At 67.6% G+C, this 12,625-nt stretch carries 9 protein-coding genes, 1 tRNA gene and 1 pseudogene; all 11 read right to left on the reverse strand.

Annotated features, from left to right (window positions below; genetic code table 11):
- Positions 1-92 precede the first annotated feature (92 nt).
- On the reverse strand, positions 93-1,418 hold the full coding sequence (locus tag ABVF28_RS03430) for an FAD-binding protein (RefSeq protein ID WP_371029570.1): 1,326 nt from the start codon (positions 1,416-1,418) through the stop codon (positions 93-95).
- Between the two features lie 69 nt (positions 1,419-1,487).
- Positions 1,488-3,002 (reverse strand): annotated as a pseudogene (locus ABVF28_RS03435) (MFS transporter); the annotation flags it as partial.
- Between the two features lie 185 nt (positions 3,003-3,187).
- Positions 3,188-3,955, reverse strand: a complete 768-nt coding sequence (locus tag ABVF28_RS03440) for a hypothetical protein (protein ID WP_371029495.1) — start codon at positions 3,953-3,955, stop codon at positions 3,188-3,190.
- A 296-nt stretch (positions 3,956-4,251) separates the two neighbouring features.
- Positions 4,252-5,094, reverse strand: a complete 843-nt coding sequence (locus ABVF28_RS03445; protein WP_371029496.1) for a hypothetical protein — start codon at positions 5,092-5,094, stop codon at positions 4,252-4,254.
- Between the two features lie 372 nt (positions 5,095-5,466).
- On the reverse strand, positions 5,467-5,622 hold the full coding sequence (locus ABVF28_RS03450; protein WP_371029497.1) for a zinc transporter permease: 156 nt from the start codon (positions 5,620-5,622) through the stop codon (positions 5,467-5,469).
- Positions 5,623-5,902: 280 nt separating this feature from the next.
- Positions 5,903-5,975: transfer RNA gene (locus ABVF28_RS03455), tRNA-Asn, on the reverse strand.
- A 98-nt stretch (positions 5,976-6,073) separates the two neighbouring features.
- The gene (locus ABVF28_RS03460) at positions 6,074-7,081 is read right to left on the reverse strand and encodes an NAD(P)-dependent oxidoreductase (RefSeq protein ID WP_371029498.1); all 1,008 of its coding nucleotides are present in this window, start codon (positions 7,079-7,081) and stop codon (positions 6,074-6,076) included.
- A gap of 6 nt (positions 7,082-7,087) precedes the next feature.
- Positions 7,088-8,092 (reverse strand): ATP-binding cassette domain-containing protein, encoded by a 1,005-nt coding sequence (locus ABVF28_RS03465; RefSeq protein WP_104253421.1) that lies wholly within the window; start codon positions 8,090-8,092, stop codon positions 7,088-7,090.
- An 83-nt stretch (positions 8,093-8,175) separates the two neighbouring features.
- Positions 8,176-10,158 (reverse strand): DNA primase, encoded by a 1,983-nt coding sequence (dnaG, locus tag ABVF28_RS03470; RefSeq protein WP_371029499.1) that lies wholly within the window; start codon positions 10,156-10,158, stop codon positions 8,176-8,178.
- Entirely contained in the window at positions 10,149-11,447 is a 1,299-nt protein-coding gene (locus ABVF28_RS03475; RefSeq protein WP_371029500.1) for a deoxyguanosinetriphosphate triphosphohydrolase, read from the reverse strand. The genes dnaG and ABVF28_RS03475 overlap by 10 nt, the downstream gene beginning before the upstream one ends.
- A gap of 2 nt (positions 11,448-11,449) precedes the next feature.
- A complete protein-coding gene (gene dusB / locus ABVF28_RS03480) occupies positions 11,450-12,604 on the reverse strand; it encodes a tRNA dihydrouridine synthase DusB (RefSeq protein ID WP_104312095.1) in 1,155 nt (384 codons plus the stop codon).
- Positions 12,605-12,625: the final 21 nt, after the last annotated feature.

The following is a 12,625-nucleotide window of genomic DNA, read 5'->3' on the forward strand; positions in this document are numbered from 1 at the left end:
TCGAATACGGAAGGGCTGATTTCCGGACCTTCCGCGTGAACGGGCATTCAGACCGCATTCGCCGAATCCGAGAAAGCCTTTCCACGAGCCATTCAGATATCGAGCACTCGCGTACCGAAGGACGAGGAGAACTTGCGGTTCGGGTCGATACCGGATGCCAGCTCGCGGAACTCCGGGAGCAACGGGTAGAGCGCCGCGATCTCAGTGCTATCGAGCAGACTGAGCTTGCCCCAGTGCGGCCGCGCATCGAACGTCAGGAGCTTCCTCTCGAGTTCGGCGAGCAGGGCCGAGACGGGCTCAGCGAGCTTCTTCCAGGTGAAGGCGATGCAGAGAACGTCCTCGCGCTGGCTCGGACTGAGCCAGAGGTTGTCGCCTGCCATGGTCCGCAGCTCGCACACGTGCAGGAGCGGCTGGAGGCGCGTCGCAGCTGCCCGGACGGCCTCGAGAGCCGAGGTCGCGTGTCGGAGCGGCACGAAGTGCTCGCTCTGGAGCTCGGATCCGACGCTGGGTGCGGCGTGGACCGGGAAGTGCGGAAGCCGATCCCACCATGGACCCGCCGTGCCGTCGCGAGCCGTGTGAGACGCCCCATCCGGATCTCCGGCGAGCAGCGGAGCGCCATAAAGGATGCCAGCAACTTCCGTATTCTCAGCCCCATCCGGAATTCGTGTCTTCACGAGCACCTCGCTCACGGTTCCGTCGAATGTCGTGAACGCGCTGACCGAGTACGCGGAGTCATGAATCTGAGGGAGCCATTCGAGGTAGGTGTCCCAGCGCATCGGCCCGTAGGCATCCTGGCGCATTCGGTAGCTCGGCTCGAGGTCGAGCGTCACCCTGGTGATGACCCCGAGCAGGCCGAGGTGCAGTACGGAGCCGTCGAAGGCAGGCGAGTCTCGCGTCAGCGTTCGCAGCGAGCCGTCAGAGCCCAGGATCTCCAACGACCGCACGGCTGTGCTGAGGGAACCGAGTGCCGTGCCCGAACCGTGAGTGCCCGTCGCAGTCGCCCCGCCGACGGAGATGTGCGGCAGCGAACCCTCGTTGTGCAGCGCGAAGCCTGCCCGATCGATCTCCGGGGCGACGAGACCGTACGACACCGCCGCACTCATCGACGCGGTTCCTGCCTGCTCATCGATGACGAGGTCCAGTGGAAGGCGGCTGAGGTCGATGAGCACGCCCGCGGCATCAGCGACATCGCTGAAGGAGTGTCGTGTGCCGAGCGCATGCACCTGGTCCGCTTCCGCCACGACGCTCGCTGCCTCTGCGATCGATCTCGGCACCACGATCTCGCGAGCCGTGTAGGTCAGCGACCCGGCCCAGTTCGTCCAATGCTGACCAGCACTGGGTGTCGTCATCGACTGCGCGTCCTCGTGGCTTCCATGGTGGATAGTCTCATGGGGACCCGTGCGACTGCGGATCCCCATTCGCGAAGTAATGCCGCTCGACGGCTCGCCGTCGCAGACGGCGAGCGCCGCAGCCCGGATCTCGCGATCGCGCCCCGTGAGGCGCTGCGTCTCCTGCCGTCGGTGCTCGCCCCAGGACGGGACGACGAACGACTCGAGCTGCACATCCTCGTCCTCACCGCTGCGGTACAGGCCCCAGCGAGAACCGCCCGTGCGGCGGCGCGAGCCCTCGACGAGGCGCATGGCAGCGCGGAACTCTCGAAGCGCCCCCGGACGGACCGTGTAGGAGATCTGCACCAGGACGGGCCCGTCTGCAGGGTCGGGCTCGAACACGAGCATGGGGGTCGCCCAGGTCAGGGAGATGGTGCGGTCGACTGTGCCCGTACCTGGCAGCAGCGGAAGCAGTCGGACACTGGCCGCCACGAGCAGCAGCAGCACGGCCGAAGCGCCAAGTGCGGCTGCCGTCCCGATGAGCTGCGCCACGATGCCCCAGACGAACGACCCGATCGCCATCGTTCCCATGAAGACGAGGATGTAGACCGACGCGCCACGCGAGCGCACCTACTGCGGGAGTGTGAGCTGCAGGGCGGCGTTCAGCACCGTCAAGGTGCCGATCCAGGCAAGGCCGGCCAGGACGAGCAGCACCAGCATCACGCCGAACGGCAGCACCGCGGCGGCGACTGCACCGGCCGCGAACAGGACGGCGCTGGCTGCGATGACGACATTGTCCGACAGGTGCGCTCGGGCGAACGGGAGGACGAAGATCCCGAGGACCGCTCCGAGGCCCAGGGCTCCGAGCAGGAAACCGTACCCGCTGGAGTCGAGCCCGAGGCCTGTGGCGGTGACTGGCAGGAGCGCCCACAATGCGCTGGCCGGAAGCGCGAACAGTGCTGACCGCAGAAGGATGCGCCGCACGAGGCCAGCGGATGCGACGTAGCGCACGCCGGCGCGCAGGGCCGGTCCGAACGCTTCACGGTCCTCAAGCCCCTCCTGGGGCGGCCTCTTCCACCAGCAGAGGGCGACGATGGCGGCGACGAAACTCAGTGCGTTGATGCCGAACACCACCGGTGCTCCCGCGATGGAGAGCACTACGCCCGCGAGGGCAGGCCCAACCGCGCGGGCCCCGTTGACGGTGACACCGCCGAGCGCTGAGGACGCGCCGATCAGCTCCCGCGGCACGAGTTCGGGCTGAATCGCCTGCCATGCGGGAGACGTCAGGGTCGACGTGATGCCGAGGAGGAAGGTGAACCCCAGTATCGTCCACGGCGTGAGCCCGTCGAAGAGGGCGATCACCGTCAGCCCTGTGGCGATCAGCGCGCTGGCGGTCGAGCCCCAGATGAGCAGCTTGCGGCGGTCGAGAGAATCGGCGAGCACACCCGCCGGGAGCGAGAACAGCATCGCCGGGGCGAGGCTCGCGGTCTGCACGAGCGCGATGACCGTTGCACCTGCGGCAGCCTCGACGAGGTACCACTGCGCCCCGACCGTCTGCATCCAGGTGCCGATATTGCTGCCGAGCTGCGCGAACCACAGCACGCGAAACGCCGTGATCGCCATCGGCGCCCACGCGGACGCCGACGCCGACGCGGATACCGATCTGACCGACATCAAGCCCTCCAGAAGACAGCGAAGTCCAGCGAAACGAGCAGAACTCACACTAGGCGCAGAGCGACCCCAAGGACAGCGGCGAAAAGGCGCGGAGGGCGATGAGGCACAGCTGTGGAGAGCGATGCGGACTCAGGTCAGCACGTCCGACGGATGATCGGTGCGTGTCACCGTCGAGGAGCGACGCGTCAGGAATGAGGTCTCGAACGCGAAGCTGATCCGATCGCCCGGCGGAGCTGCAGCGCCGTGGAGAATCCGCAGGTCTGCGCGATCGGATGCAGATCTCGCCCCTTGAGCTGTTCCCGTTCGTCCAGCAGCGTGCTGGCTCTCGCGAGCCGAGCGCGTCGCAGGGATCCGCTGGGAGTCTCCCCCGCGGCTCGGAATGCCGCCTGAAGGTGCTTGACCGACACTCCGAGCCTCAGCGCGATCCCGTTCACGTCGAGACGGGGGTCGTGAAATTCCCGAGCGATGAGCTCCGTGGCGGCGTCGTGGAGCTGCCTGACAGGCGAGGCTGAATCGAGTATCGCCCAGCCGGTCTGGGCGACGACACACGATTCGATCACCGCGTCTGCGGCTCGGTACAGCGGCGCCACCGCTGGATCTTCCGAGACCACCCCGCTCGAGAGCGTCGAGTTGAGCAGACTCGCGAAGACGCGCGCATACCCGTGGTCGGCCGAGAAGGGGCGCGCCACGATCGAGCTGTCTGGTCGCAGCCCCAGGAATCGGTCCCACGTGCTCCCGAAGTGGAGACCGGTGACCGATTCCGTCGACTCCATCGTCATCGACATCGACGTGTCGGTGATGACCATGTCACCCGGCCGAAACGGCTGCGGCGGACCGTCGCCGATGACGAGAGTGCCCTCACCTTCCAGGAGATAGCTGATCCGCACTCGCCCATCGGGCACACGACTCCAGGCGTTGGAGAGCAACGCGGGCGTGAAGAAGACTCGAGCCATGTAGTGGTCCCGGCCCACCAGCCAGTCCCCGGCGATCCGCGGCCGCGTGTCCGGCCGTCGGACGGTCCATCCCAAGCGGGCACCGATCTCGATCGATTCCTTCCCAACCACGTCGATGCCACGCTCGCTCCCGAGAGGAAACGGGGGAAGAGAAGGACTGCGTCTGCCTGTCATTCGCTGCTCATTCCCATTCGTCTGGAGCGTCGGAACCCGGCATCACCGGAGCTCGGCGAAGGCTCCGAATGCTACGGCTCACCTGCACCGTCCGCTGCCATGAAGCGAGCACCGGCGCATCCCTAGCAGGGAACGAGCGCGTCGAAACGCAGTCCGCTGACCGAGATGAAGTGCCAACCCTGTCGACCCCCCAGCTGGGTGTACCGCATGTAGCTCCCCGACGGGAACGTGGCGAACGTGAACTGGTCGCTCCAAGGGCCGGCCGTGGTCGGGAGAAGTCCTGTAGATCGACCAAACGGACTCCTGATGGTTCCAGCCCCGACTCCAGCATCTTTCCCAGGCGTGGTGGTGATCGCAGACGGAGCACGGCTGAACCCGACCGCATCCCAATACGTCGCTCGCCAGGCCGGCGTGCTGTCAGTGGAAGAGATGTCGAAGATATCGAACTGCACGTTCGTGGGGTCGATCCTCGCACCCGCGCTATCGAAGAAATCGAAGCGGAGCTGCTGCCCGTCAGTGCCGGGTGCGGATGCTGCTGTCGTTCCGGATTTCCTCTGGTTCAATACCAGCGCGCCCCGGCGCCCGAAATCGTTGAAGACGTAGTCCTGGCTGCCGTCATTCGCGTACCCGCCGTTCCAGCCTGACGACAACTGCGTCAAGTTGTAGTTCGCGTTGCTCTGGGTGACGGTGGTACCTGCATCCAGGGTCGACGTGATGCGCACCGTGAAGACTTCTGCAGTGCTCGGCGACGTAGCACGGAGCGTGATGGGATTGCCCGTGCCCTGCCCGGTCGTGAACTGCACGGTGAAGGTCCCCGTGGGGCAGTTCGCGGATGCGGCCGCGGACGGGAGGGTCGCGGCTGTCGCCACGATGGGCATGCTCCACGCAGCACCGGCGAGAACGGTCCTTCGCGAGGGCTCGATGCTGTGTGATGCGGTGGTGAGTGCGGACTGGTTCTGCGGCATGAGTGCTTTCTCGTGACGGTGTTCTTCAGGTGGGATGAGGTCTCGCGGGATTGCACGCACGACGACGCGGCCGCGACGCCGCGATTGGCGGGCGGCCCGATCAGGGGCCCGCAGCTCGGGTCTGGCTGCGGCTCGAGCTGCGGGGTGACGTCAACCGGGGCTCCCCAGCAGCCAGCTGACGTCGGGCTCTCGACTCGATGCGTGTGCACGGAGACGAGACGACCCGGTCCTGGGAGCGCGTGCTCACCCGAACCATGCGAGCGGGCCCAAGCTGCCTGGGCCCGCTCACTGTCTCAGGCGGGTTCCCCAACCTGGCCTGAGACATCCTTGCCTGAGCCGTGCGAGGGCAGACCGAGAGGAAGGCCTTGGGACTCAGTGCTTGTCATAGTGGTCCCCATGCCGCGCATGCCGGTGAATGCCGTGCACGGCGTCGACATGGTCACCGTGCTGGAGCTGCTCATGACCGCAGTCGTAGCCGTGGGCGTGCTCCTCGACGAAGTGCTCGGCGTGTTCTTCGGTACCAGTCATGGCATGTCCTCGGTTCGGCGTCATCCGGACCCGACCTGGATCGTGCAGGGGGCTCCGGCAGCGGGGCTCGACGCGACACCGCGCCTGGTTCGAGAGCAGTCTCGCGCGTGTCATCAGCCCCCACCGGCCGATCCGCCAGATCGATCCCGCTGCGTGCCTTTTTGTCATGTGGACACCCAACGAACGCCCCGAGAGACCCATCCCGAGTCGCGACCGACTCGACGCAACCGGCGCACGAGAAGACCCCCGCACTCCAAGCGGAGTGCGGGGGTCTTGATTGCTCCCTGAGATGGACTCGAACCATCAACCTGCCGGTTAACAGCCGGCTGCTCTGCCAATTGAGCTATCAGGGATTGGCAACTCGAAGAGAATAGCAACACCTTCGACCGAATGCGAAATCGAGCGGCTGGCGTGTCGCGGGAGCCTCTCCGACCCCGTGTCGGGGCGGGGCTCAGTAGCCTCGCACGGGGTCCGCGACGCCCACAAAACGCCCCGTCGACACGAAGGCATCGACGTTCTGACGCACACGCTCCTGCAGCAGCGGCCGGACCATCTCGGGGGTGTCTGCCGAGTGCGGCGTGATGATGAGGCGCGGCGCGGTCCACAGCGGGTGGCCGTCAGGCAGCGGTTCCGGCGACGTCACGTCGATCCCGGCCCCCGCGATCCACGACTCCTCGAGTGCCACCTGCAGAGCCGCCAGGTCGACGAGCGGCCCCCGCGCGATGTTGACGAGCACCGCCGATTCCTTCATGACCCGGAGGCGCGCTTCGTTGATGAGCCCCCGCGTCCCGTCTGTGGCCGCCGCGGCAAGGATGACCGCGTCGGCCTCTGGCAGGACCTCGTCGAAGCGATCCGCCGTGACCGTCCGCGTCGCACTCTCGACCGGCAGGTCGCGAGCTCGGACGATCGTCGTCGTCACGCGGAAGGGCTTCAGCAGGTCGAGGAGCTCGAGCGCGATGCCGCCCGCGCCGACGATCACCACGTGCTTGCCGTAGAGCGAGGTTCCCGTCTTCTTCTCCCACGTGCGAGCAGCGAGCCGCCGCGGGAACTCGCGCAGCAACGCCAGCGTCAGCGCCAGCGCGTGCTCGGCGACGGGCTCCGCGTACGCGCCCTTCGCGGAGGTGAAGAGCACACCACGCTCCGCATACGGCTTCAGCTTGGCAGCGAAGTTGTCGATGCCAGCGAAGGGCAACTGCACCCAGGTCACCTGCGGGTTGGCCTCGAGCGCGTCGATGAGCCCCTGGACCTTGGATGCCGACAGGTAGACGATCCCCCGCGTCTCGGGCCCGAGGTCGACAAGCCGCCCGTCGCCCGCGACGACGGCCTCCCTGAACGGCTCGGCGTGGCTCACAGGAAGCAGAGTGATGGCGCCGGGCTCCGGTCTCGCATCGCCTTCCAGCAGCGTCGACTCCTCCGCCAGTCTCGCTTGGTGCTGAACCTGCCCGATGCCTGCGCTCATCCGCTGCTACTCCTTCTCGTCGGCGTCGTCGGTGTGGAAGCGCGCGAACTCAGCGCGCTGGGAGACGAGCTGCTCGCGGGCGGAACGCTCAGCATCCGCGCCCAGCTGCTCGGGGTCTGGATCGCCGAACAGACCGTCCGCGACCAGATCCATGGCGGCGAGCGTCTCGCGTTCGACGAGGCCAGGCAGGGGCGTGAGCGCGTACTCCCGCGCCTCGCGCATCCGCTTCAAGTACGCGTGATGCGGGTCAGTGAGGACCTCGTCGATCGTGCCGCGAGCCAGCACGAAGCCGCGGTCGAGGACAAGCACGTTCTTCGTGAGCCGCTCGATCGCGCGCAGGTCATGGCTCAGGAGGATCATCGTGCAGTTGCGAGCGACGTTGATGCGCTCCAGCAGGCTGAACAGCGCCGGCCTCGCGATGATGTCGACTCCCTGCGCCGGCTCGTCGACCACCAGCACGCTCGGCTCCACGATGAGCGCCTGCGCGAACGCCACACGCTGCCGCTGACCACGCGACAGCTCGAACGGGAACTTGCCCAGCATGCCCAGCTCGAGATCGACGGCGTCGATGAGCATCGCCGCCGCGCGCCCGAGACGCTTCCGATCGAACGTCCTGTCGCGGGACAGGATCGGCTCGGCGATGTTCTCGGCGACCGTCAGGTCGTTCCGGAGCTGGTCGCCGGAGTCCTGGGCCAGGTAGCCGATGTCGAGGTCGATGCGGCGGCGGTCGAGCCGCGACGGGTGGCGCAGGTCCATGCCGACCACCTCGAGCGTGCCGCCCGTGATGAACGGCCACTCCCCCTTGCCCGGCCTGCGGCGGCCGGAGAGGATGCGACCCAACGCCGACTTGCCTGACCCCGCCGTGCCGACGACGCCGAGAATCTCGCCAGGCTCGAGCTCGAACGAGATGCCGCTGACCGCCTCGTGCTTCCGATTCGACCCGTGCTCGATGTAGGAGATCGACAGGTCGTCGGCGACGACGGCCCGCTGATGATCTGCACTGGTTGCCATGCCTGGTCTCCCCTTTTGTTCTCCGAGCCCACCGGAACGCTGGCGAAGCGCGTCCTCCGCCGCTCCGGGCTCACCGTGCGAGCCTAGCCCTCGCGCAGCTCGCGCTTCTGATTCTCGATGGACACGAGCTGCTCGTTCAGGGCCCGGAACCGGTCCGGCTCCGTCCTGCCATCTGTCCGCTGCAGCGCTCCGAGCAGCTCAGCCTTCCTTCGCAGCAGGTCGCGCTCGACCAGCGAAGCGCTCAGCGAGCGAACGTAGAGGTCGATCTGCTCGTCCTTGTTTCCCGCCGGGATCGAGGCCATCGCCAACTCGGTGACGAGGGTCGTGAAGGCCTGCGGCACCTCCTCGCCGATGCGGGTGATCCACTCCATCGACCCCAGAGAGTCGCGCGTCGCGACGATCCCGTCGCGCACCGTCGAGAGCGACGCGTTGGTGAAACCAGCCGCCATGACCTGCTGGAACCGCTCATCCGACAGACGCCTGGGGTGCTGCAGCACCGCCATGAGCGTGTCCCGCTCCAGACGCGTCACCGGGTCATTCGGCAGATCGCTCATCCGAACCGCGCGCACCGCACCGCCGCCGAAGTCGCTGGCGTCCGGCGGAAAGTCATAACCCTCCCCGTCCGGGAATGGCGGCTCCTCCTCGAACTGGCCGGGGGCTGGCCCACGCTGCGCCGGCACCCGGGACCGCTGGTCGGCCGCTCGAACCGGCGCGCGGGTCTCCGTCTGTCGCCTGGGCGTGTTCTTGCTCGCCCCCCGCGCCGCCCGCACGGCCTGTTCGACCTGCACCAGATCGATGCCGAGCATCTTCGCAAGTCGTCGTGAGTACCCGGGGCGCATCGCTGGGTCGCGGATTCCCGCCACAACCGGCGCGGCCTGACGCAACGCCGCGACTCGCCCCTCAACCGTGTCGAGGTCGTGGCCGAGCAGCTGCTGGGCGATGACGAACTCGTACATCGGCGTTGGATGGTCGACGAGATCCCGCACGGCGGCGTCACCACGCGCGAGACGCAGGTCGCAGGGGTCGAGACCGTCGCGCGCCACCGCGACGAACGTCTGGGCCACGAAGCGCTGCTCCTCAGCGAAGGCACGCATCGCAGCCTTCTTGCCCGCCTCATCCGGGTCGAACGTGAAGATCACCTGTCCACCGGCCGACTCATCATCCATGATCCGGCGCAGCACCTTGATGTGATCGACACCGAAGGACGTCCCGCAGGTCGCGACCGCAGTCGGCACTCCCGCGAGGTGCGCGGCCATGACGTCCGTGTATCCCTCGACGACGACGACCTTGTGCTGCTTCGCGATCTCGCGCTTCGCGACGTCGAGCCCGTACAGCACCTGGGCCTTGTGGTAGATCGGCGACTCAGGCGTATTGAGGTACTTCGGCCCCTTGTCGTCGTCGTAGAGCTTGCGCGCGCCGAACCCGACGGTCTGTCCCGAAGTGTCCCGGATGGGCCACATCACGCGCCCGCGGAAGCGGTCGTAGCTGGACCCGCGCTCGTTGGTCGAGAGCAGGCCCGACTCCTTGAGCTCCGGCAGCGTGAAACCGAGCCCCGTCAGGTGCTTCGACAGAGAGTCCCAGCCTTGCGGGGCGTACCCGACACCGAACATCGCCGCCGCGTTCGGGTCGAACCCGCGACCCCCGAGGAACTCCCGGGCCGCCTCGGCACCCGGAGCCTGCAGCTGCTCGCGGTAGTAGGTCTCAGCCGCAGTGTGCGCCTGGAGGAGACGGAGCCGCTTCGAATGGTCCGGGGCGTGCCCGCCGTCCTCGTAGGTCAGCGCGTAGCCGAGCCGGCCGGCCAGGCGTTCCACGGCCTCCGAGAACGTGACGTGGTCGATCTTCTGCAGGAACGTGAAGACGTCGCCCGATTCGCCGCAGCCGAAGCAGTGGTAGTAGCCCAGCTGCGGGCGGACGTGAAAGCTCGGCGTGCGCTCGTCGTGGAACGGGCAGAGCCCCTTCTTGGAACCGATACCCGCGTTCTTGAGCGTGACGTGGTCACCCACGATCTCGGAGATGTCCGTGCGAGAGCGAACCTCCTCGATATCGCTCTTGCGGATCAGTGCCATGAAGCCACCCTAGACGGCACCTCCGACGCCGCAGCGAGCCGGTCGTGCCAGACGAGAGCGCCCTTGTCGGTCAGGTTGGCGACCTGGTCGACGACGACCCGCTTGCGCGCCGTGTCGTCGTCCGCGGCCCGAAAATCGGCCGCGAAGGCCGCATCGAGATGCTGGTCCCCGGTCTGCCAGAACATCTCGGCGAGCTCCACCAGGATCTTCCGCTGGTGCTCGTAGATGGGGCGACGCGCATCCAGCGACATGACGAAGCCCGCGACGATGCCCTTCAGCAGCGCGATCTCAGCGCGGATCTCGCGCGGCACGACCAGCGAGGCGCGGTACCGGATGAGCGACTCCCCCGGCTGCGCCGCCCACGTCGCCGCCGTCGCAGCCTTCGCGAACCGTCCGATGAGCTGCGATGTCAGGTTCTTGAGACCCGCCTGGGCCTGCCTCGAGGCGTCGTACTCGCGCATCCAGTACGGCTGCAGCTGCAGACGCACGAACGCCTCGTCGAGCTCCTCTTCCGTGAACTTCGATCCGGACCAGTCGGAGGCGGCGAAGAGGATCGCCGGCCTGTTCGCGGGGTCATCGAGCTCCGGGAGCGACACGAACGACTCGACGATCGCATCCTCGAGGTCGTGGACCGAGTACGCGATGTCGTCGCTCAGATCCATGACCTGCGCCTCGATGCTCGTCTGCGACTCCGGAGCGCCTTGCCGCACCCAGTCGAAGACCGCACGGTCATCCGCGTACACGCCGAACTTGCCGGTACCGCGTTCCGCGCCGACCTCACGCGTCCACGGGTACTTGCAGCTGGCGTCGAGGCTCGCGCGCGTCAGGTTCAACCCGTAGTGCTGCCCGTCTGGGCCGAACACCTTGGGCTCGAGCCGCGCGACGATGCGCAGCGTCTGCGCATTGCCCTCGAAGCCGCCGATGTCCCGCGCCCACTCGTTGAGCGCCTTCTCCCCGTTGTGACCGAACGGCGGATGCCCCAGGTCGTGGGCGAGACAGGCGGTGTCGACGATGTCCGGGTCGAGCTCGAGCGTGCCGGCGATCTCCCGCCCCACCTGCGCGACCTCGAGCGAGTGGGTCAGTCGGTTCCGGGCGGCATCGATGCCAGCGGTCGGCGACAGCACCTGGGTCTTCGCGGCCAGCCGACGCAGCGCGCTCGAGTGGACGAGGCGCGCCCGGTCGCGGGCGAACGTCGACCGCCGACGGTTCTCGTGATGCTCGGGCAGGAACCGCTCCCGGTCGTGGTCGCCGTACGGGCTGCGGTCGATCGGCTCTGGAGGAAGCGACACCCTCAGCCTCCCGAGTGCGAGAGCTCGGCCGCGGAGATGTTCGCCTTCTGGTCGTCGTTCAGCTCTCGTGACTCGAGCCAGCGGTCTGGCAGCGACGGGCGCTTCGGCGTTCCCGCTCGCCCCCGCGGTCCTTCCGCGTCCCGACCCGGGTACGGCTGATCGCGGTCCAGCTGGGCGAGAAGCCCGTCGAGCTCCTCGAGCGTCGACATGAGAGCCAACCCGGAGCGGATGTCGGAACCCACCGGGTAGCCCTTCAGGTACCACGCCATGTGCTTGCGCATCTCCCGGCACGCCCTTGCTTCCTCCTGGTGGAACTCCGCGAGCAGCTCGGTGTGCCGACGGATGGCGTCCCCGACGCCCCCGAGGGTCGGCTGGATGCGAGTCGTCTCACCCCGGAAGGCAGCCGCGAGGTCGCCGAACAGCCACGGCCTGCCGAGGCAGCCGCGGCCGACCACGACCCCGTCGCATCCGGTCTGCTCCATCATGCGAAGCGCATCCTCGCCCGCCCAGATGTCGCCGTTGCCGAGGACTGGGACGCTCGTGACGGTCTCCTTGAGCTTCCCGATGGCGTCCCAGTCGGCCTGACCGGAGTAGAACTGCGAGGCGGTGCGCCCGTGGAGCGCGACGGCGGCGACGCCGGCGCCCTCGGCGATGCGACCGGCTTCGAGGTACGTGAGGTGCTCATCATCGATGCCCTTGCGCATCTTGATGGTCAGGGGGATGTCTCCCGCCGCCTCGGCGGCGCCCTCCACGATGGAGCGGAACAGGGACGTCTTCCAGGGAAGCGCAGCCCCGCCGCCACGCTTGGTGACCTTCGGCACCGGGCACCCGAAGTTGAGGTCGATGTGGTCCGCGCGGTCCTCCGCGACGAGCATCGTGACGGCCTCGCGCACCGTCTTGGGGTCGACGCCGTAGAGCTGGATGCTCCTGGTGTCTTCCGACTCGTGATGCTCGATGAGCCGCATGGTCACGGGCGTGCGCTCGACGAGCGCACGGGACGTGATCATCTCGGAGACGTAGAGGCCGGCGCCGTACTCACGGCACAGGCGTCGGAAGGCGGAGTTCGTGATGCCAGCCATAGGCGCCAGTACCACCGGAACGTCGAGAACCAGGGGTCCGATGCGCAGCGGCTTCGAGTCGAGTGCAGTCAAGGTCATAACCGATCAATTCTCGCAGGT

The organism is Pseudoclavibacter sp. JSM 162008 (assembly GCF_041366455.1).
Taxonomy (GTDB): Bacteria; Actinomycetota; Actinomycetes; order Actinomycetales; family Microbacteriaceae; genus Pseudoclavibacter.

Bases quoted from the DNA above. Each gene is read 5' to 3' on its own strand.
- ABVF28_RS03430 (WP_371029570.1), bottom strand. From the start codon at position 1,418: ATGGGGATCCGCAGTCGCACGGGTCCCCATGAGACTATCCACCATGGA.
- ABVF28_RS03440 (WP_371029495.1), bottom strand. From the start codon at position 3,955: ATGGCTCGAGTCTTCTTCACGCCCGCGTTGCTCTCCAACGCCTGGAGT.
- ABVF28_RS03445 (WP_371029496.1), bottom strand. From the start codon at position 5,094: ATGCCGCAGAACCAGTCCGCACTCACCACCGCATCACACAGCATCGAG.
- ABVF28_RS03450 (WP_371029497.1), bottom strand. From the start codon at position 5,622: ATGACTGGTACCGAAGAACACGCCGAGCACTTCGTCGAGGAGCACGCC.
- ABVF28_RS03460 (WP_371029498.1), bottom strand. From the start codon at position 7,081: ATGAGCGCAGGCATCGGGCAGGTTCAGCACCAAGCGAGACTGGCGGAG.
- ABVF28_RS03465 (WP_104253421.1), bottom strand. From the start codon at position 8,092: ATGGCAACCAGTGCAGATCATCAGCGGGCCGTCGTCGCCGACGACCTG.
- dnaG (WP_371029499.1), bottom strand. From the start codon at position 10,158: ATGGCACTGATCCGCAAGAGCGATATCGAGGAGGTTCGCTCTCGCACG.
- dusB (WP_104312095.1), bottom strand. From the start codon at position 12,604: ATGACCTTGACTGCACTCGACTCGAAGCCGCTGCGCATCGGACCCCTG.